Origin of the sequence: Solidesulfovibrio sp. C21 (assembly GCF_047785625.1) — a bacterium.
Taxonomy (GTDB): domain Bacteria; phylum Desulfobacterota; class Desulfovibrionia; order Desulfovibrionales; family Desulfovibrionaceae; genus Solidesulfovibrio.
The window spans coordinates 84,797-111,468 of sequence record NZ_JBLODY010000001.1 but is presented as its reverse complement, the minus strand read 5'-3'; the positions used below and the strand labels follow the sequence as shown (position 1 = coordinate 111,468).

The following is a 26,672-nucleotide window of genomic DNA, read 5'->3' as shown; positions in this document are numbered from 1 at the left end:
GCGTTGCAGGACGACGGATCGCCTGCCGACGCCTGCACGCCCTCCTGATCTCGTTGGGAAGAGGCCTATGACGGCGGAAAAAACTTGAATGCACATGAGGTAGGGACAATGTCCGAGCAGAGACCAGGGGGCGCGAAAGGGTCATGGGGCGTTCTGATGGCTTTTCTGGCCTTGACGCAGATCGGGCTCGTGGCGGACAACGTACTGCTCACAAACGCCATGTCCGCCATAGCCAAAAGCCTGCACGCGAATGTGGCCGATTTGCAGATAGCCAACCTCATCTATCCGCTGATCAGCGCCCCGGTCATGGTCGCCGCGGGCATCCTGGGCGGCGCATTCGGCTGGAGAAAGCTCCTGGTCGTCGGGCTGGCCATTGTGGTCCTGGCCGAGGGGCTCGCGAGCGTCAGCACGAGTATCGTCTTTTTCAACTACGTTGCCCGCACGTTGATCGGAGTCGGCGCGGGGCTGTGTGTCCCGGCGGTTCTCGGGTACATCACCGATAATTTCAGCCGCGCCCAGATGGCGACCTCGTTCGCCCTGATAAGCGCCTCCGTGGCGCTCAGCGCCGCATTGGCGCCGATCGGCAGCGGGTTCGTCGTCATGTACCTGAGTTGGCAGGCCGGGTTTGTTGTTCTGGCGGCGATCTTTTTCCTCTGTCTTCTCGGTTTTTATTTTTTCGCGCCGCGCGCCGCGGTTTCCGGCTTCCCGGCCAGGTTCGATTTCGCGGGATTCATGCTGCTCTTTGTCGGCCTGACGACAATATTGCTCGCCTTGGCGAAGGCCAGCACCTGGGGCGTGTTTTTTGCGAACACCCAGGCGCCGTTCTCCATTTACAAACTTTCCCCATGCCTGTTCTTCGTACTGGCGGGGTTCGCCGTCTTGTTTGCTTTCATGCGTCGCGAAAACATGCGGGAGCGAACCTACGGAAAAGATGCCGTCCTTTTGCGCTGCGCGCTTTTGACGACTCCCGGCGTCCGGGCAGGCCTCTTCATGACCGGCTTCTATTATTACCTCGCCATGGGCGCCGCGTTCGTTTTGGTGCTCTATCTGCAGATCGTTCTGAAGTATAACGCCGTCATCTCGGGTGTCGTTTTCGCCGTCGTCTCTGTGGGCATGATCGCGGGCTCCCTCTGTACCCCGAAGTTCGGCCAAAACTTTTCCCTGAGGGGAATCAGCATCGTGGGCATAGCACTGAGCGTTGCGTCCACGGTCCTCATCGTCATGGCCATCGGACCGGACGGCTATTCATTCTGGCTGTACGTCGGATCGTTGTTCCTGGGCGTCGGCTCCGGCATGGTCACGGCGGAATCGCCCTGCGCCGTCGCTACGGCCATCGAGGAGGCCTTCCACGATAAACAACTGGCCGGCCAATCCTCGGGCGCCCAAGGGGCGGCGCGCAACGTCGGCCAGGCCATAGGGTTGGCCCTGGCGGGACTTGTGCTCGTGGTCGGGCTGACGACGTTCACGAGGACGGAGATCCTGAAGAACAGGTCGTTTCCCCCGTCGGTGGACGACCTCTCCCGCATGGTCGACAGCATGGCCTTCGTGGTGGATGGCGATGTCCGGGCTTTCTTGAAAAAAAGGAACATCGAGGAACAATATATCGAGCCGATCGTCGAGGATTACAACAAAGGGCGCATTTTTTCGGTGCGCGCGTCCCTGTTGCTTCTCGCCGTCGGCGGCGCGTTGTTTCTCTTCCCGGCGATGAGCCTGACCAGCCGTAAGCTCAAGGACATGCGGGACTGACGAAACCGTCAAGGAAAACGTCATGCGCAAGCTATCGCGGCAGGCACGGGTTTGCATCGGCGTCCTGCCGCTTCTTTTCCTCCTTTGCCTTTCCCGCGACGCGCTGTCCGCCGAAAGCGGGGCCAGCCATTATATGCAGGGGGCCTACGGGGACTTTCTCATGGCCGATGTTCCGGGGCCTGGTTTTTCCGTGCGCAACGACACGGTCTACATGGCCGCCCACATGGACGGTGCGCTCAAGGGCGGCCGCGTCTATGCGGGGATCGACCAGACCATGGAGATGAACATCACCACCCTCACCGCCATGTTTGAAGCCCCGGCCATTGGCGGCTATCTCGGCCTTGGCGCGGGCCTGCCTTTCATCGTCAACGAGCATGTCACCGGCGACGTGGCCGTGGACTACAACTCGAGGTCCCGCAGGACCGGCCATGCGTCCGAACGTCATCTGGATTTTAACGGTGGCGGAGACCGGGGGGGCCTTTCCGACATCTTCCTCATGCCGGTTATCGCAAACTGGAAATTCGGCGAATGCCATTTGACCGTCATGCCCATGGTCTTTTTGCCGACCGGCTATTACGACAAAAACGCGCTCACCGACCTTGGGATGAATTACTTCAGTTTCGACGGTAACGTCGCGTTCACCTGGCTGCATAACAAGCAATACGAATTGTCGTTCAACACCGGGTACATGATCAATACCGAGAACATGGCCACCCACTATTTGTCCGGGAACCAGATCCATATGGACTGGACCCTGGCCTATCACGTCAATGACGCGCTGGCTTTTGGCGCGGTGGGGTATCTGTTCGCCCAAACTACGCCGGATTCGGGTTCGGGAGCGACCATGGGCGGTTTTTTCTCCTCGGGCACGGGGATCGGCCCCGCCATCTCCTGCACGGTGCCTCTTGGGAGCATGGTTTTCACGTTCGAGGCCAAATGGCTTCACGGCCTGGCCGCCACGAAGAGTTTTCTGGGCGAGACGGCTTATGGTTCGCTTATCGTGGCGTTCTAAGCGTCGGACGTGAGGATGTCGACAGACAGAATCCGGCCAAACGGTTGGGCCATGATCCGGCGTCCTCACCGATTCTGCGCGGCGGTCCGGAACCGACGGTCTCACTTTTGGCCCTCAGATTGTACCCCGAAAAATTTTTCACGAAAAAAGGGCCTGCGACTGACTCGCAGCCCTTGAAATATAGTCGGGGCGAGGAGATTTGAACAGCCGGCATCCTGCTCCCAACCGGGCAAAGACGACGTGTATATTTTGAAATAATTAAATAATTTTTGTAGGTGGATAACGTTTCCGGCTAAAATAACCCAGGGCCGTCCCCTGGCGATTATCCAGAGGTTCGCCAACTGGACGGTTATCCAGCCTTGGAGAACCAGATTTTCAGCAGGCAGTGGTAGAATTTTATCGCAGAGGGTAGGGCAGGGCAAGTGTGGCCCCTGCTTCCGATTGTTCCCCGCTGCCCATGTCCCTTCGGATTGACGAACTTCGTGTTTGGTCAGCATCTATCACAGGATTTCAGGTGTGCAGACTCCACCCGCAAGACCCTGCCGTGGCCGTTGGCTTGCATCATTTCTGACGAAGAAAGACACGGGACATGGCTTCGCAAGAGCAGCAAGAGAAATTCCTCAAAGTACTCACCGCCCTTGGCGGTTCCGCCGGTAATATGCGACTTCATGAAGAGGTTCGCTCGCCACGGCGTGGATGTTCCTGTGGCCTCCAACCGGCATATTCGGGAATTCTCCCCATCCAGCAGAACCTATTGCGGCAGCTTGAACTTGCACATCTTGCGATACAGTGTCTTGCGGCCGATACCGAGCATCTTGGCGGCCACGGTCCGGTTTGATTTCACATGGTTGAGCACGCGCATGATGAGCTGGCGTTCGCTTTGCTCCAGGGTCGGGAAGATCCCCTCCGCCGCTGACCCGTCAAAGGACCTGACGATGTCCTGGGGCAGGTTGCCCGGGGTGATCAAGTCGTTCTCGGATAAAATGATGGCCCGCTCGATGACGTTTCGCAGTTCGCGGACGTTGCCCGGCCAGTCGTAGGACTGAAAGCAGGCTTCGGCCGTGGGCGTGATCTTGTAGGGCGGTCGGTCGGGATAAATGTGGCCGAGAAAATGGGCTATGAGGCTCGGAATATCCTCTTTCCTCTCGCGCAGCGGCGGGACATCGATGCAAAAGATGTTCAGCCGGTGGAAGAGGGCCTCGTGGAAGCGCCCGGCCTCCACCTCCGTGGCCAAGTCGCGGTTGGTGGCGAAGAGAAAACGGATGTTGACCTTGCGCTCTTCGGTCTCGCCCACCCGCCGGTAGGTCTGGGACTCCAAAAGACGCAGCAGCATGGACTGGAGTTCCAGGGACAGCTCGCCGATCTCGTCCAGGAAAAGCGTTCCGTTGTTGGCCAGGGCCAGCAGGCCCTCCCGGGATTCGGTCGCCCCCGTGAAAGCCCCCTTGCGGTAGCCGAAGAGCTCGCTGCGCAACAGCTCCTTGTTGAAGGTGCCGCAGTTCTTGATGACCAGCGGCCTGTCCGCGCAGGCGCTCTGGTTGTGGATGTTGTGGGCCACCACATCCTTGCCCACGCCGGATTCGCCGGTGATGAGGACCGGCGTCCGGGTCGGCGCCACCTTGCTGACGAGAAACAGGATCTGTTTGATGGCCAGGGAATGGCCAACGAGCTTGCAGTCGGGCCTTTGCGTCCCCGTCCGGCGCAAAATCCGGTTTTCCCGTTGCAGCACGGAACGCTGGTAGGCCTTCTCGATCACCAACTTGATCCGTTCCAGGGAAAACGGCTTGGTGATGTAGTCGTAGGCCCCCATCTTCATGGCCTCGACCGCGCTCGCCACCTCGGCGTAGGCGGTGATCATGATCACTTCCACACCGGGCAGGCGCTCCCGGAACCGTTCGAGCAGGCCAAGGCCGTTGCTGTCGGGCAGGCGGATGTCCAGGAGGACGACGTCGAAGTCCTGTTCGAGGGCCAGACGTATGGCTTTTTCGGCCGAGTCGGCCGTGGTCACCACCCGGTCGGGCGCGGCCAGGGCCTTTTGGGCCAGACGACGGATGGAGGGTTCGTCATCGACCACCAGGAGATTGATGGCGCCGGTCTTGTACACGCGTTACGGACCTATTGCGACAGGTAGGGCAGAATGATCTCGAAGAGTGCGCCCTTTCCCGGTTTGCTTTCCACACTGATCTCCCCGCCGTGCTTCCTGATGATGTTGTAACAGGTGGACAGGCCGATGCCGATGCCCTGGCCCGGAGGCTTGGTGGTGAAAAACGGTTCGAAGAGCTTGTTGATAAGCTCCGGCGGGATGCCGTCGCCGGTGTCGGCCACTTCGAGAATCACGAGGTTGTCCTTGACCCCGGTCCTGATCCTGATCGTGCCCGATGTCCGCACGGCATACAGGGCATTGCCCACGAGATTGAGCATGACCTGCATGAGCTCCCCCGGATGGCCGAGCACCATGGGTTCGTCCTCCCCGCCCATCTCCAGGGTGATGATATCCCTGGACAGCCGACTGAGCCTGGGGCCGAGCAGCTTGAGGCAATTGGCCACGACGTCATTGAGGTTGACGGTCGTGAGCCGCTTGATCTCGCGGTGGCCGAAGGTCAGGAGGTTTTGCACGATGTCCGAGCACCGGCTGCATTCCTTGAGAATGGTGTCCAGGAACTCGTGCGCGTCCTCGATGATGGCCGAGGCGTTCTCGCTTTCGGGGATCAAGGCCTCCAGCGACTCCAGCCGCAGGACCAAGGTCTCGGCGAACCCGCTGATGCTGGTCAGCGGGTTGTTTATTTCGTGGGCCACGCCTTCGGCCAAAACGCCCACCGTGGCCATGCGCTCGGCCAGGAAATACTTGGCCTGAAACTGCTTTTCCAGGGTGACGTCGCGCTGCAGCAGCAATATCCGGTCCGGCTTGTTTTCGCTGCCGCACATCACCGAGGCCGTGCACTCGATTTGCCGGTTTTCGCCGTTGCGGTTTAAAATCTGCAAGCTGCGCGAAACCCGGGTCGGGCTTTCCATGGCCAGATCGATGGAGCACGGCGAGCAGGGCGCATCCTGGCCCTTGAAGATCTTGTGGCAGGTCAGGCCTGCCGGCGCGAGCCCCGGATAGGTGTCGTCAAAGGACTTGTTGACTGACAGTACCTTTTTATCCTGGGAAATCACGGCCATGACGTCGGGAATGCCGTCCAGGATGGTTTGAATGTCCCGGCGCTTCTGTTCCAGTTCCTGGTTGGAGGCCTCGAGCTCGCGGATCTTGCGCTGGACCTCCTTGAAAAAGCCCAGCTTGACGGTTTCGATGCCGCTGATGTCCGCGAGCTTGGCGTTGCGCGTCATCACCATGCTCCATAATAGATGTTGAGGATGTCCTTCCAGGCGGCCGGCCGGGGATTGGTGAGCAGGCAGATGTCCTTGGCGGCGTTGCGGCTCATCTTGGGCAGCATGGTGTTGTCGGGCAGAACCTCGCGCAGCCGGGTCGGCAGGCCGATTTCCTCGCGGAACCGCTCCAGGGCCGCTATGCCGGCCTCGGCCGTGGCCGCGTCGCTCTCCAGGCGCTCGCCGAGGAGGATGCGCCCGATCACGGCCATCTTCGCTTCGCATTCCGGCTGATTGTACCGCATGACGCTCGGCAGGAGCAGGGCGTGGGAAACGCCGTGCACCACGTCGTACATGCCGCCAAGGGCATGGGCCAGGGCGTGTCCCAGCCCCACGCTGGCGTTGGTGAAGGCGATGCCGGAGGAAAGTCCGGCCACGGTCAGTTGCTCCAACTCATCGAGGGACAGGGTCGCCAGGGCCGGCCGGCTGTGACGCCAGAGCAGGTCGAGCCCCTTTAAGCTTTGCACCTCGGTCAGAGGATTGGCCAGGGGCGACAGGTAGGACTCCACCGCATGGGCCAGGGCGTCGAACAGGGGGGCCAGGAGCAGTTCGCGGCTCAGCGTGCCGAGCAGGTTCGGATCGGTGATGGAGATATTGGGGACCAGGGTCCGGCTGATGATGGTCATCTTGATGCGCCGCGCCACGTCGGTGACCACCGCGAACTGGGAAATGTTGGATTCGCTGCCCATGGTCGAGGGGATGAAGACCATGGGCGGCAGGGGATCCTTGACCTGGTTGGCCCCCTCGTAGTCCTTGATTTCCCCGCCGTTGCTGGCCACCAGGGCGATGCCCTTGGCCGCGTCCATGACGCTGCCCCCGCCCAGGGCCAGAACCACATCCGCGCCGCTTTGGCGGTACAGCGCCACTCCCTTTTTGACCTGATGGTCCTTGGGATTTTGGGCTACGTCGTTACAATAGACGGACTCCAGGCCCTCGCGCTTGAGGATATCCATAAGCCTGTCCACCCAGCCGGCCGCCTCCACCCCCGGATCGGACACGACGAAAATTTTCGAGGCCCCGAGCTGTTTGGCGCACACGCCGGCATAGTCGAAGCTGCCGCGGCCGAAAATGATTTCCGGAATGGTGAACTTGTGAATGGCCATGGTTATCGCGCTCCCGGTCTTGAAGCGGCTCTCCGCGCCTGCCCGTCCGTCGCCGCGGACGGCCTGCAGCCAGGCAGCGACGACGTCGGACGCTCGTTTGAGAATCCTTTTTATCTTGCCTAGTTGTTCACCCCATTTCTGTCAATGCCGGGCAATCATATCACATTGACCCGCTCCGATTTGGTCATTCGGGTCAGTGTGACCCGATTTACACGCATCTTCCTTTCTGCCGTGACCGCCACTGCCGTCGGCGCATTTCCGTCTCTTTTCACATGCTAAAAATAACCAATGATCATGCGGGGCTCCTCCCGCGCCGCGCCGGCCACGGTCCGTCAGGGCGGAAAAAGCCCTATTCCTGGCCTCCTTTTTGCTTTTGGCAATGCAACAAACGCATGCGACACGCCTAAACGCCACAGGAGGCCATCGTGCGGAGGAACATCTTCAAGTTATTGCAGCGCCCGTCGCCAGAGACAGCATGTTGCGAGACGCAAACAGACGCAGCCACGGAAACAACGCCACCGCAGGAAGGCGGCATAAGCCGCAGAAAATTGCTCAAGGTTCTGGGGTTGCAGGTCGTTGCCGGATCGGTTGCCGTCAACGTCCTGGCCGCGCCGAAAAACTTCAATCCGAAACATTACAATCGCGGCATCACACCGGACCAACTCCCCAACTCCAAGGCCTGGCTGACCACAAACCCCACCCAATGCGTGGGCTGCCGCACCTGCGAGATCGTCTGCTCCCTGGGTCATGACGGCGTGTGCCAGCCGGCCTTAAGCCGCATCCACACGGACTACGATCCGACCAAGAGGCTGTCCAAGCTGGTCGTCATGGCCGACGTCTGCCGCCAGTGCAACATGGCCGACTGTTACCTGGCCTGCGGCTACGATGCCCTGACCCTGGACCCCAAAACCGGGGCCCGGGTCATCGATCCCGAGAAGTGCACGGGCTGCGGCGAATGCATGGCCGCCTGTCCCTGGGATATGATCGTGGAGAACAAGGAAAAAAACATCTTCACCAAGTGCGACTTGTGCGGCGGCGATCCGCAATGCGTCAAATACTGCCCGGCCGACGCCCTGACCTTTGTCGATCTGCGTTGAACACTACCCAGCAGGAGCCTCGATCATGAATGGATGGACCGGAACAATACTGCGCGTCGATCTCGGCAGCGGCAAGGTCACCAAGGAAGAGACCGCCAAGTATCTCGACTATACCGGGGGCATCGGCATCGGCTACAAGGTCATTTTCGACGAAGCCCCCCTGGCCGATCCCTTCAGTCCCGACAGCCGGCTGGTCTTCGCCGTCGGCCCCCTGACCGGAACCCTGGCCCCCTCCACCGGCCGCTCGGAGGTCATCGGCGTCTCGCCCCACGTCTATGCCCCCCAGTCCAAGCACCCGCTCGTCTCCCGAAGCGGCTTCGGCGGCTATTGGGGCGCGGAACTCAAATTCGCCGGCTACGACGCCGTCATCATCCAGGGCAAGGCGCCAAAGCCGGTCTTCATCAACATCGCCGACGACAAGGTCACCGTGGATGATGCGGCCTTCATCTGGGGCAAGGACACCTTTACGGCCCAGGACGCCATCAAGGCAAAGCTCGGCGACGAAAAGGTGCAGATCGCGATCATCGGCCCCTCGGGCGAAAAGCTGGTGCGCATCTCCCCGGTGATCCACCGCATCGGCAACGCCGCCGGCCAGGGCGGTTTCGGGGCGGTGATGGGGGCGAAAAACCTCAAGGCCATCGCCGTGCGCGGCACGGGCGGGGTCAAGGTGGCCGACAAGGACGGGCTGGTCAAATACGTCAAAAGCGTGCGCGAGTTCCAGCCCGGGCCGCTGGGGTCCACACCCCTGTCCCATGGTCCGTTGAGCTGGACGGAAAAGTACATCGATCCCAAAAACATCAACAAGCAGGCCCTGCGCTTCGACCAGACCAAGAGCTGCGCTCCCTGGCTCGAGGCATACCACGTCAAACCGCAGTCCTGCTACGCCTGCCCGCAAGGCTGCTACGCCTACATGAACGTGCCGGGCATGGGCGGCGGCGCGGTGAGCTGCACCCAGTGGTTCTATTCCTGGATCGGCAACCGGGACAAGGCCACGTTTCTGGCCAACCAGATGGCCAACAAGCTTGGGGTGGACACCTTCGAGATGTTCCCCATGATCCAGTTCGTCTGGTTCCTTCAGGACGAGACCGTGGACGGCAAGAGCCTGCTTAAGCACCTGCAGGACAAGAAGCTGGTCACGGCCGAAATCGCCGCCGGCCTGGCCAAGGGCCACTATCCGCCCAAGGGCCAGCTGGGCGCGGACGGCCTGGTCACCCTCATGAACATGATCGCCTATCGCCAGGGTTTTCTGGGCGACGCCCTGGCCGAGGGCTTCCGCCGGGCCATGGACATCGTCGCCGCCAAGTTCGACTCCCTGGGCCTGCCCGCCGCGGCCAAGGCGGTCATGCGCTTCGAAAACATGGAAGGCATCATGGGCGGCGTGGTCGGCGGCAACGGCGGCTGGGGCATGTCCGCCCACTACGATCCCAGAACCTTCGGCTACTACTGGGCCGTGAACTTCGCCATGGAAAACCGCGACCCCAACCGCCACGCCATGACCAACCTGCTGGAATGGACCGGGCTCAGCTTCGAGCAGGCCCTGCCCGTGGCCAAGACCATCTGGGGCGAGGAGGTGGCCGTCAACGGCTTAAGCGACCTGAAGCGCGACCGGGACGCGCCGCTGACCTGGAACGGGGACAAGTCGGCCACGGCCAATGCCACGATCACCCGCTTCATCCACCTGCGCGGCTGTATCAAGGACAGCATCTCGGCCTGCGACTGGGTTTTCCCCATCATGACCAGCGGCCGCAAGGACAGGGCGTATACCGGGGACGTGTCCGTGGAATACAAGATGTTCGAACTGGTCACCGGCGAGAAGATGACCCAGGACAGGCTCAACGAGCGGGCGGCGCGTATCTGGAACATGCACCGGCTGCTGACGGCCCTGGAATGGGGCGGCGGCAAGCCTGTGAACCTGCGCAAGGAACACGACCAGTTGCCCGAACACTTCTTCGCCCCGGTGGAGGGGAGGGTGCTTCCGGTCTATCCCGAGGCCGAGGTGCCCCATCCGCCCCTGGATCGCAAGAACTTCGAGGCGACCAAGACCATCTACTACACGTACATGGGCTGGGATCCGGAAACCGGTCTGCCCCGCCGCGCCACTTTGGAGAAACTGGGTATGAAGGACGTTGCCGTGGCTTTCGAGTCCAAGGGCTTCGAGCTGCCCGCATAAAAGGTCCCAGCATTCCTGCGATTCCCGGCAGGGATGTCAAAACCCGGGGCCCTGGGCAACTCCTCCCAGGGCCCCGCTTTTTTCGCTGCCCGCAACCGCGCTCAGGCCTTGCGGTCATGCCGGTTCCCCAGCAGGCGCCTCAGGCGGAAATAGTCGTCGTCCAGGCCGATGGCGCACATCTGCTCGTAGACCTCGGGGCAGATCCCCCGGGTCAGCTGGATTTGCAGCTGGATCAGGTCGTCCACGTCGTATTCGCCGGTATAGAGCGGGGGCGCTTCGTCCGACCGCCAATAGTCGTCGCTGATGAGCCCCTGCCGCTTGGACAGTTCGTACTGCCTGGTCCCCGGCAGGATGGTGGTGATGCCGACGATGGGGGACGTGGCCGGCCGGATCTCCCGGATGAGCTCGATGGTCTCGTCGATGGTGTCCGGGGTCTCGCCGGGGTTGCCCACCATGAGAAAACAGCTCGGCTCCATGCCCGCCTGGTGCGTCATGCGGAAGGCCCGACGCACTTGCCCCGTGGTGAAGCCCTTGTGGATGGACTTCAGGATGCGCGGGCTGCCGGACTCCACGCCGTAGTAGACCCGGTAGCACCCGGCCTTGCGCATCCAGGCCAGCATCTCCTCGTCGACGCAGTCCACCCGGGTCTCGGCCATCCAGACGAGGTCCAGCTTCCGGTCCAGGATCTCCCTACAGATGCCGATGGTCCGCTGGTGGTTCAGGGAGAACAGATCGTCCGAGAAATACACGTGCCGCACCCCGCGCTCGGCCACCAGCTTCTCCAGCTCGTCGGCCACGTTGCCGGGCGAGCGGACGGCCCACTTGCCACTAAAAAACTTGTTCACCGAGCAGAATTCGCAGTGGAACGGGCAGCCCCTGGAGGTCATGACGTGGGTTCCCGTCAGCGGCAGATATTGCGGCGGAATTTCAGGGGATTTGTATTCGGCCAGGTCGAAGGCGTCGTAGGCCGGGAAGGGGAACACGTCCAGGTCGGTGACGCTCTCCCGGGCCGGGGTCAGGTGCACATGGCCGTCGCTGCGAAAGGCGATGCCCCGGACGTCGTCCAGGTCCCGGCCCTGGGCCAGGCGTTGGGCCAGTTCCACGATGGTGATCTCCCCCTCGCCCAGGGCCACCACGTCCACGTTGCCGGAAGCGAGCGCCTGATCCGGGAAGAAGGTGGCGTGGGGGCCGCCCATGACCACCGGCACCTCCGGGAAGAGGCGCTTGGACAGCTCGGCCAGGCGCATGGCGTTGGCCCGGCCGAAGGTGAAGCAGCTGATGCCCACCAGGCCGGGTGCGCTTTCGGACAGCATGGCCGCGACCAGGGGCCAGTCGTCGTCGTGCAGGTCGTGGAACTCCACGTCGAAGCCGCCGGCCCGCAGGGCCGAGGCCAGGGAGGCGATGCCCAGGGGAACCCAGGTCTTGGGCGGCAGCAGGTCCGCGCCAAAGGTGACCGGATTCATGAGCCGCAGCGCGGGAGGGGTCAGGAGTACGATCTTCTTCATGATGCGAGCAGGCAGGCCGCGGCGACGCGGCCCGCCATGCGTTTTGCGTGATCCCGACCGCCTGGAGGGTTGGCGTCTCCAGGCGGTCGGGGGGCACTGTTCTCGAGGGCCGGCGGCGTTGCTCAAGAACCATTGTTGCCTAGCCGGGTAGCTGGAACGCCTGGGCCTCGAAGGAGGCGAGCACGTCGTCCATGTGCAGCTTCTTGAGCAGGCTGCGGGTCGGCAGTCCGGTTTCCACGTCCCACCCCATGAGTTTGTAGTACTCTGTCTTGGTGGCCTCGAAGTTCTCGCGAACCAGGGGCGGGTGCGGCGGGGCGGACGGGGGGAAGGTGGGCAGGAGCCGGGTATCCGTCGGAGCGAAGAAGTGGTCCGGGATCTGGTCGTGCTCCTCGCGCATGTTCACCGGCTTGCCGTCGTTCCATTCCAAGATCGTCAGGAGCCGCTGCAGCGTCCAGGTTCTGGCGGCCTGCTCGTTCAGCTTCTCCTGGGTCATCTTTTCGCCAGTGACAAGCCCCAGGAGCTTGTACTCCACCGAGGTGTCTCCGGTATAGCCCCGGTCTTCGCGGCCGCTGACCATGACGGGATAGACCCAGTCACAGCCCGTCATGCTGTCCTTGATACAGCCCCGATAATGAATGAACTGGCTCAGCGAGGCGCAGGCCTTGGCCGATTTTTCGCCGTTCCAGGTCAGGGGGATGTCGCGGCTGCGGCGGATGTCGTTCAGCCCGTTTTCCGCGACATCCTTCCCCCAGTGCTTGATGGCCACGGGCATGGCCTGCGGAAAGGAAAGCCCTGTCCATTCGAGCAGGTTGGTCATGGAGTGGCGCATGGGATCGCTGTTCTCCATGGCGAAGTTCACGGCCCAGTAGTAGCCGAAGGTCCTGGGGTCGTAGTGGGCGGACATGCCCCAGCCGCCGTTGCCGCCGACAACGCCGCCCATGATGCCTTCCATTTTTATGAACTTCATGACCGCCTTGGCGACCTCAGGCATCTTGCGCTTCTTGAACTCGTCCGAGATGATGTCCATGGCCCGGCGGAAGCCCTCGCCCAGGGCGTCGCCTATGAAATCCTCACGATAGGCCATCAACGTCAACATGCCCTCCAGGCCGGCGGAGCCCAGGTTGCCGCCATCGCGGGGATAATGGGCGGCCTCCAGGACCTCGAGGTTCTTCTTGCTGACCAGCTTCTGGTCGTACATGTGCCGGAGCACGCTCTTGCCATCCACTTTTTCGTCCTGCAGGTGCCAGATGAACTGGATCATGGGGAACATCTCGAAAGAGTCCAGACCCAGCTTGTTGACCAGCTGGCTGGCCTGGAAGGTGGCCTCGTCCTTGTTCCCCATCCATGCGTAGAACCACTGGGTGCAGCTCACCGCGCCAATGCCCATCTTGGGCACCTTCATGTACGTGTAGCAGCCCTGGGGACAGGAGTAACAGGACTGGGTCTTGAGATGGTACTTATTCAGCCAGGGCGCGTTGCTCTCGGTCTGGTTGAAGCGCTGGGCCTGATGCTTGATGTCTTTCGGATCCAGATGCTTCCCGGTCCAGCTTAAGGGGCCGCTGGACAGCGGGGTGGCGCCCAGGGGGGCCGGCTGGAACTCTCGGACACTCTTGACGTAGTCGATCAGGCCCTTCTTGTCCGCCACGTCGACGCCCTTGGTACCCCGCACGGCAATGGCCTTGAGGTTCTTGGAGCCCATGACGGCGCCGAAGCCGCCCTGTCTGGCCACGTTGCCGAGGCGGTGAATGATGGGCGCGATGCGGACCATCCTTTCGCCCGCGGGACCGATGGTGGCGACCTGGATATCGTGATCCTTCCGCTCGTTCTTGATGGCTTCCTGGGCGGCTATGCCGTCCTTGCCCCACACTGCCGAGGCGTCCTCGATGGTCACCTTGTCGTTGTTGATGTTGATGTAGACCGGCTTGGGGGATTTGCCCTGGACGATGATCGCGTCATAGCCCGCAAACTTCAGCTCCGCGCCCCAGTAGCCGCCAAAGTTGCTCCGTGAAGCCAGGGAATGCTTGGACTTCGTCGTGAAGGAGTGCGGCGAAATGCTGATAACTTCCGGCCGTGAGGTACCGGGCGCCAACGTGCCGGTCAGGGGCCCCACGGCGAAGATCAGTCGGTTTTCCGGGTCAAAGGGGTCCGCCTTGGGCGCCTCGTCAAAGATGATTTTGTACCCGAAACCGAGGCCGCCTGTGTAGTCCAGGTACTTCTTGGTCTCTTCCGTGGTGATGGAACCGTTGCTCAGGTCCACCCGCAATATCTTTCCAGCCCATCCATACATCGTAGCTGCTCCTTGCAAAGGGGGGTTATCCCAATTCAACGTACTTGATCGCGTCGGCCGGGCAATACTTCACGCATAACGGGTCGCCGCCGCACAGGTCACACTTGGAGTAGATGCCCTTGGCCTCGTTGTAGGCCACCATGTTCCACGGGCAGGCCTCGAAACATTCGCCGCATCCCTGGCATTTCTTCGGATCGATGACCCGGGCGCCGGTCTTCTTGTCCAGGACCAGGGCATCGTACTGGCAGGCCAGGTAGCAGTCGGCCATGTTGCATTGCTTGCACGCCTCGGTCATGGAGCAGAGCTTGCTCAGGGAGTGCATGGGATCGTACAAGGTGTGGATGCGGGCGATGGCCGGCTGACAGGTGTCGTCGTGCGACAGGGAGCAGACGATCTCGCAGCTCCGGCAGCCGACGCAGGTTGTCGGGTCCGTGACGAGCCAGGCCCGGGCATTGGGCAGTTGGGCCGGGGTAATGCCTCGGTTGGTGCACCCCGGCTTGAAGTTCTTGGGCGCGGCCACGGCGTTGGTGACGGCCAGCGCGCCGGCGGCGATCTGAACGCCCAGAAAACCGAGCATTTTTCTGCGGCTGAGGAGTAACTTCTTCTCGGGCGGCTGTGCCTCCTCCCGGTGCTCGTCGGGAAGACGCGTCTCCGCGGTTTCAGGCAGGGTTATGGTCGAATTCTCGCTCACGGGGGCCTCCTTAGAAAAAAGGTGCACTTCTCATCAGGCTGGCAACGGCCTGCCAGCCCGGATGTACAGTTGGAATGAGAACTTGGCCCCTATTGAGCAAGAGCAAGGCCAGGGATGCGGTTCACACGGCCGCAACGCTCGCCTCCCTTCGATCGTGTGACGATAACATTCCAAAGTTGCTGGCGATTGAATTATGTCGCGCCTGACATAAAAAGGGCCCGCAACTCCCCGGGAAGCCTGAAAGAGAACTTTGGTGATTGTGGAATCGAGTCGGAGTGACCCGGGGAGTCGTTTTTTCGTGAGTCAAATGAGCCCGCTGCAGAAGCCGTTCAGACCTTCCAGCGGTGTGATTCAAGGGCGTATGCTCGGCGACCTCAAGGATCAGCGCGGCTTCACCATGTGGGCCACGCGGTGGCTTTCGGAGTGCTGGCGACTGGCCTGGCCCGGCGTACCGCGACCTTCAGAACTAAACGTCGTTGTGAACAAATCTACGGGTCGCCCTACAGGTGGGACGGTCGTCAACATCGGGGGAGGTTGTGGGACAAAGACGTGGGACAAATGAAAACGGCCTGCCTGGAATGCCAGGCAAGCCGTTGAAATATGGTCGGGGCGAGGTGATTTGAACACCCGGCATCCTGCTCCCAAAGCAGGCGCGCTACCAGTCTGCGCCACGCCCCGAACGGAGGCGCAATGCTTACTGCAACTGCGACCCCATGGCAAGCCGGTGGGACCTATGGCAGCCCGACCCCGGCGATCGCCGCGCCGCAGGATGCGCAGTGCCCCTGCGTGAGGCGCGCCTCCCGCAATCCCATTCCCGACCGCGCCAGCACAACCGTCCCGCAGGCCGGGCAGATCGTGCCGCTGTGCGTTTCGTCGGCCACATTGCCCACATAGACGTAGCGCAAGCCGGCCTCTCGACCGATTTCCCAGGCCCGCTCCAGTCGGGAAAGCGGCGTCGGCGGCGTGTCGCGCATGCCGGAATCCGGGTGGAAGCGCGAAATATGCCACGGCGTGTCCGCCCCAAGCTCTTTGACCAGAAAGGCGGCCAGTTCCTTGAGCTCCCCGTCGGCGTCGTTGGCTCCGGGAATGAGCAGCGTCGTCACCTCCAGCCACCAGCCGAGCTTGCGCATGTGCGCGAGGTTTTGCAGCACGGGGCGAAGCCTAGCTCCGCACACGCGCTCGTAGAAATCCGGGTTCATGGCCTTGAGGTCGATGTTGGCCGCGTCGATGAGCCCGTCCAGAGCCTCGAGGCATTTGGCGCTCTGGAACCCGTTGGACACCATGATGTTTTTAAGCCCCGCCTCGTGGGCCAGGGCCGCCGTGTCGCGCATGAGCTCGAAAAAGACCGTGGGCTCGGAATAGGTGTAGGCGATGGATGATGCGCCCGATGCCTTGGCCGCTGCCACAAGCGCCGCCGGTGTGGTTCGTTCGCCGGTCACCGGGCGACCCTGGCGCGGCGGCTGGGACAGGGAATAATTCTGGCAGAAGGCGCACGACAGGTTGCAGCCCATGGTGCCGATGGAAAAGGCGAGGCTGCCCGGCTGGAAGTGGTACAGCGGTTTTTTCTCCACCGGATCGAGATGCGCCGCCGCCACCCGTTCGTACGCCAGGGTGTAAAGCGCGCCCGCCTTGTTGACCCGCACCCCGCACAGGCCCCGGTCGCCGTCGGCGATGCGGCAAAAATGCGCGCACAGCCGGCACGACACACGCCCGTCGGGCAGCGGTTTCCATAATTGCGCCGGATGCATGGCTCCCTCCTTGGTCGGAAGGTTCTACTCCCCGCTTTCCGCCGGAGCGTCGGAGGATTCGCCGGTAGCGGGGAGTTCCTGGTTTTGCCCGGGCAACGTCTGTCCCCTGTATTGGCCGGCTTGTCCGCCCTGCTGCCGCACGGCCCCGCCGTTGCCGCCCGAGCCCGTCTGGCCCATGCCGGGTTGGCCCATACCGGGCCGGCCCATGCCCGGCTGTCCCATCATGCCGCCCGGTACGCCGATTTGCGGGTAGATGAAAAAAGGGCCGACCTGCGGCTGTTGCTCGACTTTTTTCGGGCGCGGCCGCACTTCCATAATAATGTTGCCCTCGTCGTCGCGGCCCATGCGCATGTGGTCCACGGTCCCCATGTGGATGTCGCGGCGGGGCGGATCGTCGTCCACGCCCGAGCCCGGGGGCAGTTCGGGCGGCGGGCCATAGGTGGACGGCGGGGCGGTGTATTCCGACGAGCCGCCGTCGGCCAGGGCGCAGGGCAGGGAAGAAGCGGCGAGAAGCGTGAAAAGCGCGGCCCAAACACCCGTCCGGCAAAGGGCCCGGCCAGGCTTCCCTTGAATTCGATGCGTAAAGATACTATGGAATATCGTTTCCATTCGCAGTCCTCCAAGGAGCAACCCATGGCCGACAGATCGGCTCCCTACAAGGCCGCCGGCGTTGATATCGAAGCCGGCAATACCCTGGTCTCGCGCATCAAATCCATTGTGGCCGGCACGTACGGCAAGGGTGTCGTGTCCGATATCGGCGGGTTCGGCGGGCTTTTCAAGCTCGACTCCGAAGCCTACGCGGAGCCCGTGCTGGTGTCCTCCACCGATGGCGTCGGCACCAAGCTCAAGCTCGCCCATGACTTTGACCGCCACGATACCGTGGGTATCGATCTTGTGGCCATGTGTGTCAACGATATTCTCGTCCAGGGCGCCAAGCCACTTTTCTTTCTGGATTATTTCGCCACTGGCCGGCTTTCGGTCGATCTGGCCGAGCGGGTTGTGGCCGGCATCGCCGAGGGCTGCAAGGAAGCCTGCTGCGCGCTCCTGGGCGGCGAAACGGCGGAGATGCCCGGCTTTTATCCCGACGGCGTGTACGATCTGGCCGGCTTTTGCGTCGGCATCGTGGACAACGCCGCCATTGTCGACGGTTCGAGCATCGGCGTCGGCGACGTGGTCATCGGCATCGAATCCTCGGGGCCGCACTCCAACGGCTATTCGCTGATCCGCAAGATCCTCGACGCCTCGGGCCTCAAAGGCGACGACCCCATGCCCGAGTCCGGCAAGACCGTGGCCGAGGCGCTGTGCGCGCCCACCCGCATCTACGTCAAGACCGTGCTCAACCTGCTGCGCGATTTCGAGATCAAGGGCATGGCCCACATCACCGGCGGCGGCTTCTACGACAACCTTAACCGGGTGCTGCCCCACGGCGTCGCGGCCCATATCCGTTTCGGCTCCTGGGACGTGCCGCCGGTGTTCGACTGGCTGCGGGAGCAGGGGAAGATGCGCTGGCCGGAGATGCTCCAGATTTTCAACTGCGGCATCGGCTACATGCTCGTGGTCGCCCCGGAAGTCGCGCCCGATGTCATGCAGCGCCTCAAAGCCCTGCACGAATACGCCCGCATCATCGGCCGCATCGAGATCCGCGGCGGCGACGAGGCCGAACAGGTGGTCGTCGAATTTCCCGACGCGCGCTAGCCGAGGCATGCGTGCGTGCCTCCGGCGGCCAGGGGAGGCTCTGCCTCCCCTGGACCCCTCCGCCGGGGGGCGGGCGCGCCCCCCGGCCCCCCCATCCGGTGTGCTTTGGCGGGACGGGGGCGGGGATGGCTGGCGACAGGTCGGAGAGTGAAGATGACGGCGGAATTTGTCGGGACGGTGCATGTCGCTTTGCGACAAGCGCGTCCCGGACAAATTCCGCCGCCACCACGCCGTCGCCCCATCGGGGCGAAATAAGAAATTTCCTCTTGCTTTTGAAAGAACAATTCCTCCCCCGGTTCCCTACTCTTCCTTCCCCCTCTCTTCCCGATACGGATTGAAATAACCGAACCCCAGCCAGGGGCAGGCCTTGCGCAGGCGTTTGCGGAAGTTTTTGAGTCCCATGGAGGCGAGTCTGGCCGGATTGGCCAGCGCGCCGCTGTCCGCCACGACCTTCATGTAGAGCTGCGGGTCCAGGTTGAGGTTTCGCATCTGCACGAAATCCACTTTGTAGGTGGTGATCAGTTCCGCGAGCTGGGCCAGTTCCGCTTCGGTATCCGAGACGCCGGGGAAGAAGAGGAAATTGAGCGAAACGAAAAGTCCGCCGGCCTTGGCCCGGGCGATGCTCTCGCGCACGTCGGCGAATGCGTAGCCCTTGGGGCGGTAGTAGGCCGCGTAGAGTGCCGGGTCGGCGCTCGACAGGCTGACCCGTATCGACGAGCCGCCGGCCGCGGCGAAGCGTTCCACGGCGTCCGGCAGGCTGGCGTTGGTGTTGATGTTGACCGTGCCCCGGCCGCCGGCCGCCCGGAATCGGGCCACGGCCTCGCGGATGGCTTCGATTTCCGTCAGCGGTTCGCCTTCGCAGCCCTGGCCGAAGGAATAGATGGGGCGGCGCTCGTGGCGGCTGTGCTCGGCCATGACTTCCACGATCTCGGCCGGATCGGGGCCGAAGGCGATGCGGTTCTGGGTGGAGGGGAAGCCCGAATCCGGGGGCTGGAGCGACAGGCAGCCGATGCAGCGGGCATTGCACACCCGGGCCGTGGGCAGGGGGGCTTCGAAGCGGCCCAGGGCCAGGTTGCGCGCCGCCGGACAGCAAGAGGTCAGGGCGCAGCCGCTTAAGTGCTCGATCAGCCTGTTTTGGGGATATTTTTTCCGGAGCGCCTTGGCTCCCTTGACGATGCGGTCCTGGGGGATGCCGGAAAAAACCTGCCGTTGGTCCTTGTCCACCCGGGACGCGGCCACGAAGAACCGATCCCCGGAAAACCCCACCGCGCCATAGGCGAAAAGCGGCAGCACCGGCGCATTGGGCTGGGCGGCATAGGCGGCCGTGGCCGAAAGGGTATGCCCCGGGCAGACGAACGCGGCCACGGCCCGCTCGTCCAGGCGCTCGATTTCCCCGGACTCCGCATCGAAGCCCAGGGCGTCCCGGCCGGGCAGCAGGAAAAGCTCGCTTTCCGGCGGCAGGGGGATCAGCTCGTCCGGGCGCGGCGGCTCCAGCCGATCGCCCCGTCGCACCAGCATCTCCAGTTCGGGATGGTCGTAGATGTTGCCGGTCTCGTCGGCAAAGACAAGCTTGGGGCGTGGTTTGTGCTCGGCCATGGGAACTCCTTGGGGGAGAGGATGCCCCCACCCTCCCCAAAAACTTTCAAAGGGGGCGAGGAGAAAGATTGTAAGGGGGACGGGCAACCGTGGCAATATGGGGATAGGGAAGGAGAATCGGGTTCGGTTGAGGCTAGCGCGACTGGCGTTGCTCCATGAGGGTTTCGTGCAGCATGCCGGCGGTATCGGCGACGAGGCGCTTGCAGGAGGTCCGGCTTTGCCGCGGTCCGAACCGGTCGAGCAGTTCCCGGCAACAGCTTGAACCAAACCGTGCGATGAAACGCTTCCGGAAATCCGCCGCCAGATCCAGTCCGACAGGGGGCGGCTGATCGGCCGCATCGCGACCGTAGGCCAGCCCGAGCGCCATGATCGAGCCGGAAAGGGCGCCGCACATCCCGTCATGGGAACGGCCGATGCCGCCGCCGAAACACGTGGCGATACGGGTGGACACGCCCGCCTCGGCAAGGCCGAAATGAGAAATGGCCATATGGAGGATCGTCTCGGCGCAGTTGTAGCCCGTGGACATGGCCGAAAAGGCGGTCTGTTCGACTTCCTGCCGTGTCATGCGTTACTCCTTGCCCGGTGCGGGCCGGTGGGGCGCTCCAATCCGGAAGGCCCACCATGCGAGGCCGGTGGACCGTTCGGGCCGGAGAGGGGAGCGCCCCGGAAGAGGGAACTGCGGCAACGACAAAAGGCGGAGCCGCTTTCGCGGTTCCGCCTTGGATTGTCTCGTAATCGCCGCGCGATTAACGCTTCGAGTACTGGAACCTGGCGCGGGCACCGCGCTGGCCGTACTTTTTACGTTCCTTTTCGCGGGAATCGCGGGTGAGCAGGCCGGCTTTCTTCAGCACGCCGCGCAATTCGGGATCAAGCGTGCACAGCGCCCGGGAGATGCCGTGGCGCACGGCTTCGGCCTGGCCGGTCATGCCGCCGCCGGCTACATTGACCTTCACGTCGACGCGACCGTCGAGCTTGGTCAAAAGCAGCGCCTGGCGCACGATGGCGGCCAGGGTGGGACGGGGAAAATATTCCTCGAAGGGACGGTCGTTGATCAGGATACGTCCGTTGCCCTTGTAGAGGCGGGTCCGGGCCACGGCGGACTTGCGGCGGCCGGTGCCGTAAAAGAATTCGTCACTCATGCTTGATCTCCGCAGGCGGTTTTACACGTCGAGGGTTTCGGGCTTCTGGGCCTCGTGGGGATGGGCCTCGCCGGCGTAAACCTTGAGTTTTTTCAGCATCGCCCGACCAAGGCGATTCTTGGGCAGCATGCCCCGCACAGCCTTGCGGATGACCTCTTCGGGCTTCTTGGCCAGCATATCGCGCAGGGAGGTTTCCTTGAGGCCGCCAATCCAGCCGGAATGGCGATAGTACATTTTTTTGTCCAGCTTGCGGCCGGTGGTCTTGATCTTGGCGGCATTGACCACGACAATAAAATCGCCGTTGTCCATATGGGGCGCAAATTCCGCCTTGTGCTTGCCGCGCAGGCGCACGGCCACGGCGGACGCCAAGCGGCCGAGAATCTTGTCCGAGGCGTCGACCACGAACCAGTTCCGGTTGATATCTTTGGGCGTCGGGCTAAACGTTTTCATGACGGCTCCTCTGAGTTGCTCGAAAGACGAATTGTGTAAGCGGACGGGTTGTGTTTGTCAACACCCTTTTTCGCATACGCCAGCGGCCGCGCCGGCTTGCCCTGGGATCAACCCCGGGCTAGGCTGTCCGCGACGATCGAAATCCCAAGGAGTCTTCATGGTCAGCGTCCGCAAGAGTCTGCTCCAACTGCTGTTCGCCGGCTCGTTCATGAAGCGGTGGAACGACAAGCACCGTGGCATGGAACTGGTGGAGATCGACAAGCAGGCCCACAAGATGATGGTGGCCTGGATGCTCTACGAGCTCAACAGCACCCACCTGTCCGAACCCGAGCGGCTGGCCCTGGGGCTCGATATCGTCGAGGGCGGCCTGTTCGAATACCTCTACCGGCTCGTCATCACCGACATCAAGCCCCCCGTCTTCTATAAGATCAAGGCGAAACCCGAGCATTACCGAAAGCTCACGGCCTGGGTCCTGGAGCAGCTCGAACCACGCGTGCGCGAATTGGGCGAGGATTTCTGGTCGCGGCTGACGACCTATTTCGCCGTGCCCGAGTCGGACGTGCCGGCCCGGCGCATCCTGGACGCGGCCCATCTGTATGCCAGCGGCTGGGAGTATTCCCTGATAAAGCGCGACAATCCCTGGGACGACGAGCTGCTCGAGATCGAATCGTCGTTTACCGACGGCCTGGCCCGGTTTGCCGACCTGCATGGGGTCAAGGAGCTCGCGGCCGGGCTTTTCGAGGGCCAGAAGACGCCGCTTGGGCATTTCGGCCGGCTGCTTGGCCAGTTGCGTTTCCAGACGCGCTGGTCCCAGACGCCGCGCATCCCGGAAACCTCGGTGCTCGGCCATATGTTCCTGGTCGCGGCCTATGGCTATTTCTTCAGCTTGGCCGTCGACGCCTGCCCGGCCCGGCGGCTCAACAACTTTTTCGCCGGCCTGGTCCACGACATGCCCGAGCTTTTGACCCGTGACATCATCTCCCCGGTCAAGCAGTCGGTGGTGCAGCTTGGCGGCATGATCAAGGAATATGAGCGGGAGGAGCTGGAGCGCCGGGTGTTTTCGGTGCTCAAGCGGGGCGGTTATGCCGGGTTGGCCGACCGGCTGGCCTATCTGCTCGGCATCGAGGTGGGCTCGGAGTTTTACGAGTCCGTGCGGGACGAGGGGGGGAGGGCACGGCGTGTCACGTCCGAGGAGCTTGGCGGCGCGTGCAACCTGGACGCCTTCGATCCCAAGGACGGGGAATTGCTCAAGGTGTGCGATTCCCTGGCCGCTTTCATCGAGGCCTATACGGCGCTGCGAAACGGCATCACCTCCGACCAACTCCAGCAGGCGGTCTGGCGGCTGCGCAACAAGTACGCGGCCACGACGCTGTTTGGCCGGGTACATGTGGGGGCGCTTCTGGCCGATTTCGACTGATCCGCCGGTCGCGCCCGGGGCTTGTCCCCGGTCCTGCGTTTGCCAACCCCGCGCAAACGTGGTTAACTTCCCGATACACCACGCCATCGGAGAGCACCATGATACGCAAACGCGCCTTTGACGCCTTGCGCGCGGACGTTCTTGTCGTCGACGCCGGGGAAACCCTGGATGCCGTGGCCGACAAACTCCAGGCGCATCTGGAAACGCGGCCCGACCTCGATGCCGTCGTGGTCCTGCGCCAGGGCCGGTTTCTGGGCATCATCAGCCTGCGCACCCTGCTTTCGGACTTAAACGACTGCGCCCTGGAAGCGAGCCTGCGCACGAGCCTCGGCGACGACGATTTCGAGCAGACCTACCGCGACGCCTGCCGCCACTGCATGGCCCGCAAGGCCTTCGATGCCGCCCGCCGCGACATCCCCGTCGTGGCCCCGGCCGATCCGCTGCATCTGGTGCTCGACGCCATGATCAAGGCCGACAGCCGCTTCGCCGTGGTCCTTGAGGGCGAACGCCTGCTCGGACTCGTGCCCCTGGCCGAAATATTTCGGGAAATGCGCCGCGAATGCACTCCGCTTTAGGAGGGAGGGAAAAGAAGTGCGAGAGGGGAAACCCTTTAAAAAGGGTTCCCCCCTCTCGCGCTCTCCCCTTCCTAAAGTTTTCGGCTTATGGGATGTCACGGACGTAACATCCTTTTTCTACTAAAATTCTTTGGAAAGGGGGTCTGGGGGAAGAACCTTTCTGCAAGAAAGGTTTTCCCCCGGTCTTTTTTTATTTCGGTCCGGCCAAAAGGCCGAGCAGGCATTTGACGACATCGACCGGGTAGCGCCGCCCGTCGTCGAGAAGTTTTTTGGCCGCCGCCAGCGGTTCGATGGCAGGCGCGTAGATCCGTTTGGTGCGCATGGCGCAGTACGAATCCACCACTCCGGCCAGAAGTCCGGTCTCGGAAATGGACCCCATGCCGAGCTTTTGCGGGTAGCCCGATCCGTCGAGCCGCTCGTGGTGCTCGGAGACGCACCGCTCCATCTCGGGAAATTTGATGTCGAGACGCGCCAGCATCTCGTAGCCGGCCATGGTATGGCCGCGAATCTTTTGCATTTCGTCGGGGAGCAGCGGCTTGGTCTTGTCGCGGATCATCGCCGGCACCCGGGTCATGCCCAGGTCGTGGAGGAAAAGGCCGAGAATGGTCCGATCCAGGATCGTGCGGGCGTTCTTGGCCTCCTTGAAGCTTTCCGGCTGCCTGGAAAGAAAGAGGTAAAGTCCCATCAGCCCGCAGTTGACCGCGTGGTTGGCCAGGGAATGCACGCCGTGCATGCGCTTGGCCAGGGCCCTGGCCCGGTGGAAATCCTCCCAGACGTATTCGGTCAGCACCAAAACGTCCTCGCGCACCTTGTCGTAGACGAGGTGCACCGGCTGGTCGAAAAAGGCCTCCATCCGCCGGGTCAGGGCGATTTGAAAGATGTCCGCGATCTCGGATTCCGTCAGATGCTTGTCGAGCAGCACCAGATCGAGCTGGTAACTGATGTGCTTGACGTAGATGGAATGATCGTCGCGGGAGACGAAGATGACGCCCGCGGCCACGAGTTCGGCCAGTTCTTCCGTTTGCTCTTTGGAGAGGCGCTCCCCAACCTTATAATAGGATGCGATGCGGCCGACGTTCTCTATGAAGCGATAGATGGAAAGGGGAGGGCGAAATTTGTTGAAGCTTTGAAGAATGTCGGGGTTGATCTGGTAGTACTCCTCCTCCAGACCCGCCGGTACATCGAGATTCGGCCTGCTGCGCATGCTGCCCTTCCAAAGATAGCTCGTGCCGTCGCCGGCCGTTTTCCCTGGCCTGCCACAACCGCCAGGTGGTGATTTCGTCAAGGCTCTTGTTCCCTTACGGCCTGCACGGCCTTCTGGCAAGACTTGCCCGCATCCCGGTGGTCACGCCGGTGGCTTTTTCGGGGTGTCGGCCTTCCTGGTCGGCTGGTCGCCTAATCTCCTGAAATCCCACTCTCTTCGGTAAAAAAGCCGTTTTCCTCCCACATATTTACCACTTTGTCCCTCAAATCGTGGCTCAAAGGGCAGGCGGGTTTTTATGAAACGGGTGGTTTCTTCTTGACACTCCGGGGTGAATGCGCCAGAAAATGTGGGAAAAGGTGGTAAGAAGTGGTGAACCGCCACTGCGAGGCGCCGTGTTCAGAGGGCATTCCTATCGCAGCCTGGACCCCAAGGGTCGGCTGATGCTGCCTCCCGAGTATCGGGAGGAGGTCTTGCGCCATATGCCCGAGGGCCGGATCATGCTCACCAACAACTTCGATGGCGCCGTCACGGGTTATCCCATGCCCGCCTGGGAGGAGGTCGAAGCGAGCTTTCAGGCCGGCAACAAGCTGGACCCGAGGATTCGGGACCTGGAGCGGTTCTACATTTCCGGGGCCATGGAAGTGAGCCTGGACAAGCAGGGGCGCATTCTTATTCCGCCGTACCTGCGCACCTTCGCCCAGTTGGACAAGGAATTGGTGTTGGCCGGAGTGGGAGAGAAGTTCGAGATCTGGAATCAGGCCGCCTTCGAGGACCGCCGGCGTCAGGTGGGGCTGCGTTTCGATGCCGACCTCGCCAATCTGGCCGCCTCGGGCGTGACGCTCAAGCTCTAGGGAGGTCTTGTGCAGCACGCTGCGACCCATATTCCGGTGCTTCTCAAGGAAGTGGTCGAATACCTTGGCATCAGGCCGGGGATGAAAATTTTGGACGCCACGGCGGGGCTTGGCGGGCATATCAAGGGGATGCTCGAAGCTGCCGGGGGACAGGCGCAAGTGCTTGGGCTCGACAGGGACAGGGAGGCCCTGGAAGAGGCCGGGCGCAGACTTGCCGCCTACGGCGACCGGGTGCGGCTAACGCGCACCCGTTACAGCCGGTTCCCGGCGGCCCTGGCCGAGGCGGGGTGGGAGAAGGTCGACGCGGCATTGGTGGACGCAGGGATGTCCTCCTTGCAGCTCGACGACCCGGAGCGCGGCTTCGGGTTTTTGACGGACGGCCCCCTGGACATGCGCATGGGGGCCGAGGACGGCGGGGAGAGCGCCGAGGGGCTGGTGAATCTGGCCTCGTTTGCACGACTTCGGGAGATCATCCGCAACTACGGCGAGGACCCCCAGGCCGGGCGTATTGCCCGGGCCATCGTGGCCGCGCGGGAAAAAGCGGCCATCACCACCACCGGCCGGCTGGCCGAGGTGGTGGCGGCGGCCTACCCGGCCAAGTGGCGGGCCATGGCCCGGCAGCACCCGGCCACCCGGACCTTCCAGGCCTTGCGCATGGCGGTCAATGACGAGCTTAGGGAGTTGGAGGCATTCCTGAAGGCCATTCCGGAGTATCTCGCCACGGGCGGGCGGGTGGCCGTGATTTCCTTCCACTCCCTCGAGGACAGGCTGGTCAAACGGGCCTTTCGCCTGGAAGCCACGGACTGCCTGTGTCCGCGTGAACAGGTCGTTTGCGTGTGCGGGCACAAGGCGCGTCTGGCCATCCTGACCAAAAAGCCCGTCATGGCCGGCGAGGAAGAGGTCGCGGCCAATTCGCGGGCCAGGAGCGCCAAGTTGCGGGCGGCGGTGCGGCTGCCCGATGCGGCGCAGGCGACCGGAGCGGGGATATAAAGGAGGGGAGATGGGCGCGTTATCGAAAGAATG

22 protein-coding genes and 1 tRNA gene are annotated in these 26,672 nt (G+C 62.6%); 9 read left to right on the top strand and 14 right to left on the bottom strand.

Features of this window, described 5'->3' with window-relative positions:
* Positions 1 to 84 precede the first annotated feature (84 nt).
* Both ACMZ6R_RS00470 and ACMZ6R_RS00465 read left to right on the top strand, forming a co-directional pair.
* On the top strand, positions 85 to 1,746 hold the full coding sequence (locus tag ACMZ6R_RS00470) for an MFS transporter (RefSeq protein ID WP_416108671.1): 1,662 nt from the start codon (positions 85 to 87) through the stop codon (positions 1,744 to 1,746).
* Between the two features lie 22 nt (positions 1,747 to 1,768).
* Complete coding sequence (locus tag ACMZ6R_RS00465; protein WP_416108669.1) at positions 1,769 to 2,758, top strand: SphA family protein; 990 nt, start codon at positions 1,769 to 1,771, stop codon at positions 2,756 to 2,758.
* Between the two features lie 751 nt (positions 2,759 to 3,509).
* On the opposite strand, the gene ACMZ6R_RS00460 is transcribed toward ACMZ6R_RS00465, so the two are convergent.
* From ACMZ6R_RS00460 to ACMZ6R_RS00450, 3 genes are read right to left on the bottom strand one after another with little or no spacing between them, the layout of a single operon-like run.
* Positions 3,510 to 4,859, bottom strand: coding sequence for a sigma-54-dependent transcriptional regulator (locus ACMZ6R_RS00460; RefSeq protein ID WP_416108668.1), 1,350 nt, complete (start codon positions 4,857 to 4,859; stop codon positions 3,510 to 3,512).
* Between the two features lie 11 nt (positions 4,860 to 4,870).
* Positions 4,871 to 6,082 (bottom strand): ATP-binding protein, encoded by a 1,212-nt coding sequence (locus ACMZ6R_RS00455; RefSeq protein WP_416108666.1) that lies wholly within the window; start codon positions 6,080 to 6,082, stop codon positions 4,871 to 4,873.
* Entirely contained in the window at positions 6,082 to 7,224 is a 1,143-nt protein-coding gene (locus ACMZ6R_RS00450) for an iron-containing alcohol dehydrogenase (RefSeq protein ID WP_416108665.1), read from the bottom strand. The genes ACMZ6R_RS00455 and ACMZ6R_RS00450 overlap by 1 nt, the downstream gene beginning before the upstream one ends.
* A 548-nt stretch (positions 7,225 to 7,772) precedes the next feature.
* On the opposite strand from ACMZ6R_RS00450, the gene ACMZ6R_RS00445 reads away from it, so the two are divergent.
* On the top strand, positions 7,773 to 8,321 hold the full coding sequence (locus ACMZ6R_RS00445; RefSeq protein ID WP_416108663.1) for a 4Fe-4S dicluster domain-containing protein: 549 nt from the start codon (positions 7,773 to 7,775) through the stop codon (positions 8,319 to 8,321).
* A gap of 25 nt (positions 8,322 to 8,346) precedes the next feature.
* Complete coding sequence (locus ACMZ6R_RS00440) at positions 8,347 to 10,491, top strand: aldehyde ferredoxin oxidoreductase N-terminal domain-containing protein (RefSeq protein WP_416108661.1); 2,145 nt, start codon at positions 8,347 to 8,349, stop codon at positions 10,489 to 10,491.
* 101 nt (positions 10,492 to 10,592) lie between these two features.
* Here ACMZ6R_RS00440 and ACMZ6R_RS00435 read toward each other — a convergent pair whose 3' ends face one another.
* The 6 genes from ACMZ6R_RS00435 to ACMZ6R_RS00410 form a co-directional block, all read right to left on the bottom strand.
* Positions 10,593 to 11,996, bottom strand: a complete 1,404-nt coding sequence (locus ACMZ6R_RS00435; protein WP_416108660.1) for a B12-binding domain-containing radical SAM protein — start codon at positions 11,994 to 11,996, stop codon at positions 10,593 to 10,595.
* A gap of 139 nt (positions 11,997 to 12,135) precedes the next feature.
* Positions 12,136 to 14,283, bottom strand: coding sequence for an aldehyde ferredoxin oxidoreductase N-terminal domain-containing protein (locus ACMZ6R_RS00430; protein ID WP_416108658.1), 2,148 nt, complete (start codon positions 14,281 to 14,283; stop codon positions 12,136 to 12,138).
* Positions 14,284 to 14,308: 25 nt separating this feature from the next.
* Positions 14,309 to 14,974, bottom strand: coding sequence for a 4Fe-4S dicluster domain-containing protein (locus ACMZ6R_RS00425; RefSeq protein WP_416108657.1), 666 nt, complete (start codon positions 14,972 to 14,974; stop codon positions 14,309 to 14,311).
* 601 nt (positions 14,975 to 15,575) lie between these two features.
* Positions 15,576 to 15,652 (bottom strand) — tRNA-Pro (locus ACMZ6R_RS00420).
* 53 nt (positions 15,653 to 15,705) lie between these two features.
* A complete protein-coding gene (gene amrS / locus ACMZ6R_RS00415; RefSeq protein ID WP_416108655.1) occupies positions 15,706 to 16,722 on the bottom strand; it encodes an AmmeMemoRadiSam system radical SAM enzyme in 1,017 nt (338 codons plus the stop codon).
* A 24-nt stretch (positions 16,723 to 16,746) separates the two neighbouring features.
* Complete coding sequence (locus tag ACMZ6R_RS00410) at positions 16,747 to 17,331, bottom strand: hypothetical protein (RefSeq protein WP_416108653.1); 585 nt, start codon at positions 17,329 to 17,331, stop codon at positions 16,747 to 16,749.
* A gap of 24 nt (positions 17,332 to 17,355) precedes the next feature.
* Here ACMZ6R_RS00410 and purM point away from each other — a divergent pair, with 24 nt between their 5' ends.
* Positions 17,356 to 18,417 carry a phosphoribosylformylglycinamidine cyclo-ligase gene (gene purM / locus ACMZ6R_RS00405; protein ID WP_416108651.1) on the top strand — a complete coding sequence of 354 codons (1,062 nt, stop codon included), beginning with the start codon at positions 17,356 to 17,358 and terminating at the stop codon, positions 18,415 to 18,417.
* A 300-nt stretch (positions 18,418 to 18,717) separates the two neighbouring features.
* Here purM and ACMZ6R_RS00400 read toward each other — a convergent pair whose 3' ends face one another.
* The 4 genes from ACMZ6R_RS00400 to rplM form a co-directional block, all read right to left on the bottom strand.
* A complete protein-coding gene (locus ACMZ6R_RS00400; RefSeq protein WP_416108649.1) occupies positions 18,718 to 20,013 on the bottom strand; it encodes a radical SAM protein in 1,296 nt (431 codons plus the stop codon).
* A gap of 133 nt (positions 20,014 to 20,146) precedes the next feature.
* A complete protein-coding gene (locus tag ACMZ6R_RS00395; RefSeq protein WP_416108647.1) occupies positions 20,147 to 20,578 on the bottom strand; it encodes a C-GCAxxG-C-C family protein in 432 nt (143 codons plus the stop codon).
* A gap of 181 nt (positions 20,579 to 20,759) precedes the next feature.
* Positions 20,760 to 21,152, bottom strand: coding sequence for a 30S ribosomal protein S9 (gene rpsI, locus ACMZ6R_RS00390; protein ID WP_416108646.1), 393 nt, complete (start codon positions 21,150 to 21,152; stop codon positions 20,760 to 20,762).
* A 21-nt stretch (positions 21,153 to 21,173) separates the two neighbouring features.
* The gene (gene rplM, locus ACMZ6R_RS00385) at positions 21,174 to 21,602 is read right to left on the bottom strand and encodes a 50S ribosomal protein L13 (protein WP_416108644.1); all 429 of its coding nucleotides are present in this window, start codon (positions 21,600 to 21,602) and stop codon (positions 21,174 to 21,176) included.
* 157 nt (positions 21,603 to 21,759) lie between these two features.
* Between rplM and ACMZ6R_RS00380 the strand changes: the two genes are divergently transcribed.
* Positions 21,760 to 23,019, top strand: a complete 1,260-nt coding sequence (locus tag ACMZ6R_RS00380) for an HD domain-containing protein (protein ID WP_416108642.1) — start codon at positions 21,760 to 21,762, stop codon at positions 23,017 to 23,019.
* Positions 23,020 to 23,117: 98 nt separating this feature from the next.
* Positions 23,118 to 23,594: a CBS domain-containing protein gene (locus tag ACMZ6R_RS00375; protein ID WP_416108640.1), complete on the top strand. Its 477-nt coding sequence runs from the start codon at positions 23,118 to 23,120 to the stop codon at positions 23,592 to 23,594.
* A gap of 190 nt (positions 23,595 to 23,784) precedes the next feature.
* On the opposite strand, the gene ACMZ6R_RS00370 is transcribed toward ACMZ6R_RS00375, so the two are convergent.
* Complete coding sequence (locus tag ACMZ6R_RS00370) at positions 23,785 to 24,798, bottom strand: HD-GYP domain-containing protein (protein ID WP_416108638.1); 1,014 nt, start codon at positions 24,796 to 24,798, stop codon at positions 23,785 to 23,787.
* A 392-nt stretch (positions 24,799 to 25,190) separates the two neighbouring features.
* Here ACMZ6R_RS00370 and mraZ point away from each other — a divergent pair, with 392 nt between their 5' ends.
* Positions 25,191 to 25,649: a division/cell wall cluster transcriptional repressor MraZ gene (gene mraZ / locus ACMZ6R_RS00365; RefSeq protein ID WP_416108637.1), complete on the top strand. Its 459-nt coding sequence runs from the start codon at positions 25,191 to 25,193 to the stop codon at positions 25,647 to 25,649.
* A 9-nt stretch (positions 25,650 to 25,658) separates the two neighbouring features.
* The gene (rsmH, locus tag ACMZ6R_RS00360; RefSeq protein WP_416108635.1) at positions 25,659 to 26,639 is read left to right on the top strand and encodes a 16S rRNA (cytosine(1402)-N(4))-methyltransferase RsmH; all 981 of its coding nucleotides are present in this window, start codon (positions 25,659 to 25,661) and stop codon (positions 26,637 to 26,639) included.
* The last annotated feature ends 33 nt before the right edge of the window (positions 26,640 to 26,672 follow it).

Excerpts from the sequence above, each read along its gene's own strand:
- ACMZ6R_RS00465 (WP_416108669.1), top strand. The coding sequence starts at position 1,769 with ATGCGCAAGCTATCGCGGCAGGCACGGGTTTGCATCGGCGTCCTGCCG.
- ACMZ6R_RS00455 (WP_416108666.1), bottom strand. The coding sequence starts at position 6,082 with ATGACGCGCAACGCCAAGCTCGCGGACATCAGCGGCATCGAAACCGTC.
- ACMZ6R_RS00450 (WP_416108665.1), bottom strand. The coding sequence starts at position 7,224 with ATGGCCATTCACAAGTTCACCATTCCGGAAATCATTTTCGGCCGCGGC.
- ACMZ6R_RS00440 (WP_416108661.1), top strand. The coding sequence starts at position 8,347 with ATGAATGGATGGACCGGAACAATACTGCGCGTCGATCTCGGCAGCGGC.
- ACMZ6R_RS00435 (WP_416108660.1), bottom strand. The coding sequence starts at position 11,996 with ATGAAGAAGATCGTACTCCTGACCCCTCCCGCGCTGCGGCTCATGAAT.
- ACMZ6R_RS00430 (WP_416108658.1), bottom strand. The coding sequence starts at position 14,283 with ATGTATGGATGGGCTGGAAAGATATTGCGGGTGGACCTGAGCAACGGT.
- amrS (WP_416108655.1), bottom strand. The coding sequence starts at position 16,722 with ATGCATCCGGCGCAATTATGGAAACCGCTGCCCGACGGGCGTGTGTCG.
- ACMZ6R_RS00410 (WP_416108653.1), bottom strand. The coding sequence starts at position 17,331 with ATGGAAACGATATTCCATAGTATCTTTACGCATCGAATTCAAGGGAAG.
- purM (WP_416108651.1), top strand. The coding sequence starts at position 17,356 with ATGGCCGACAGATCGGCTCCCTACAAGGCCGCCGGCGTTGATATCGAA.
- ACMZ6R_RS00400 (WP_416108649.1), bottom strand. The coding sequence starts at position 20,013 with ATGGCCGAGCACAAACCACGCCCCAAGCTTGTCTTTGCCGACGAGACC.
- ACMZ6R_RS00395 (WP_416108647.1), bottom strand. The coding sequence starts at position 20,578 with ATGACACGGCAGGAAGTCGAACAGACCGCCTTTTCGGCCATGTCCACG.
- rpsI (WP_416108646.1), bottom strand. The coding sequence starts at position 21,152 with ATGAGTGACGAATTCTTTTACGGCACCGGCCGCCGCAAGTCCGCCGTG.
- rplM (WP_416108644.1), bottom strand. The coding sequence starts at position 21,602 with ATGAAAACGTTTAGCCCGACGCCCAAAGATATCAACCGGAACTGGTTC.
- ACMZ6R_RS00380 (WP_416108642.1), top strand. The coding sequence starts at position 21,760 with ATGGTCAGCGTCCGCAAGAGTCTGCTCCAACTGCTGTTCGCCGGCTCG.
- ACMZ6R_RS00375 (WP_416108640.1), top strand. The coding sequence starts at position 23,118 with ATGATACGCAAACGCGCCTTTGACGCCTTGCGCGCGGACGTTCTTGTC.
- ACMZ6R_RS00370 (WP_416108638.1), bottom strand. The coding sequence starts at position 24,798 with ATGCGCAGCAGGCCGAATCTCGATGTACCGGCGGGTCTGGAGGAGGAG.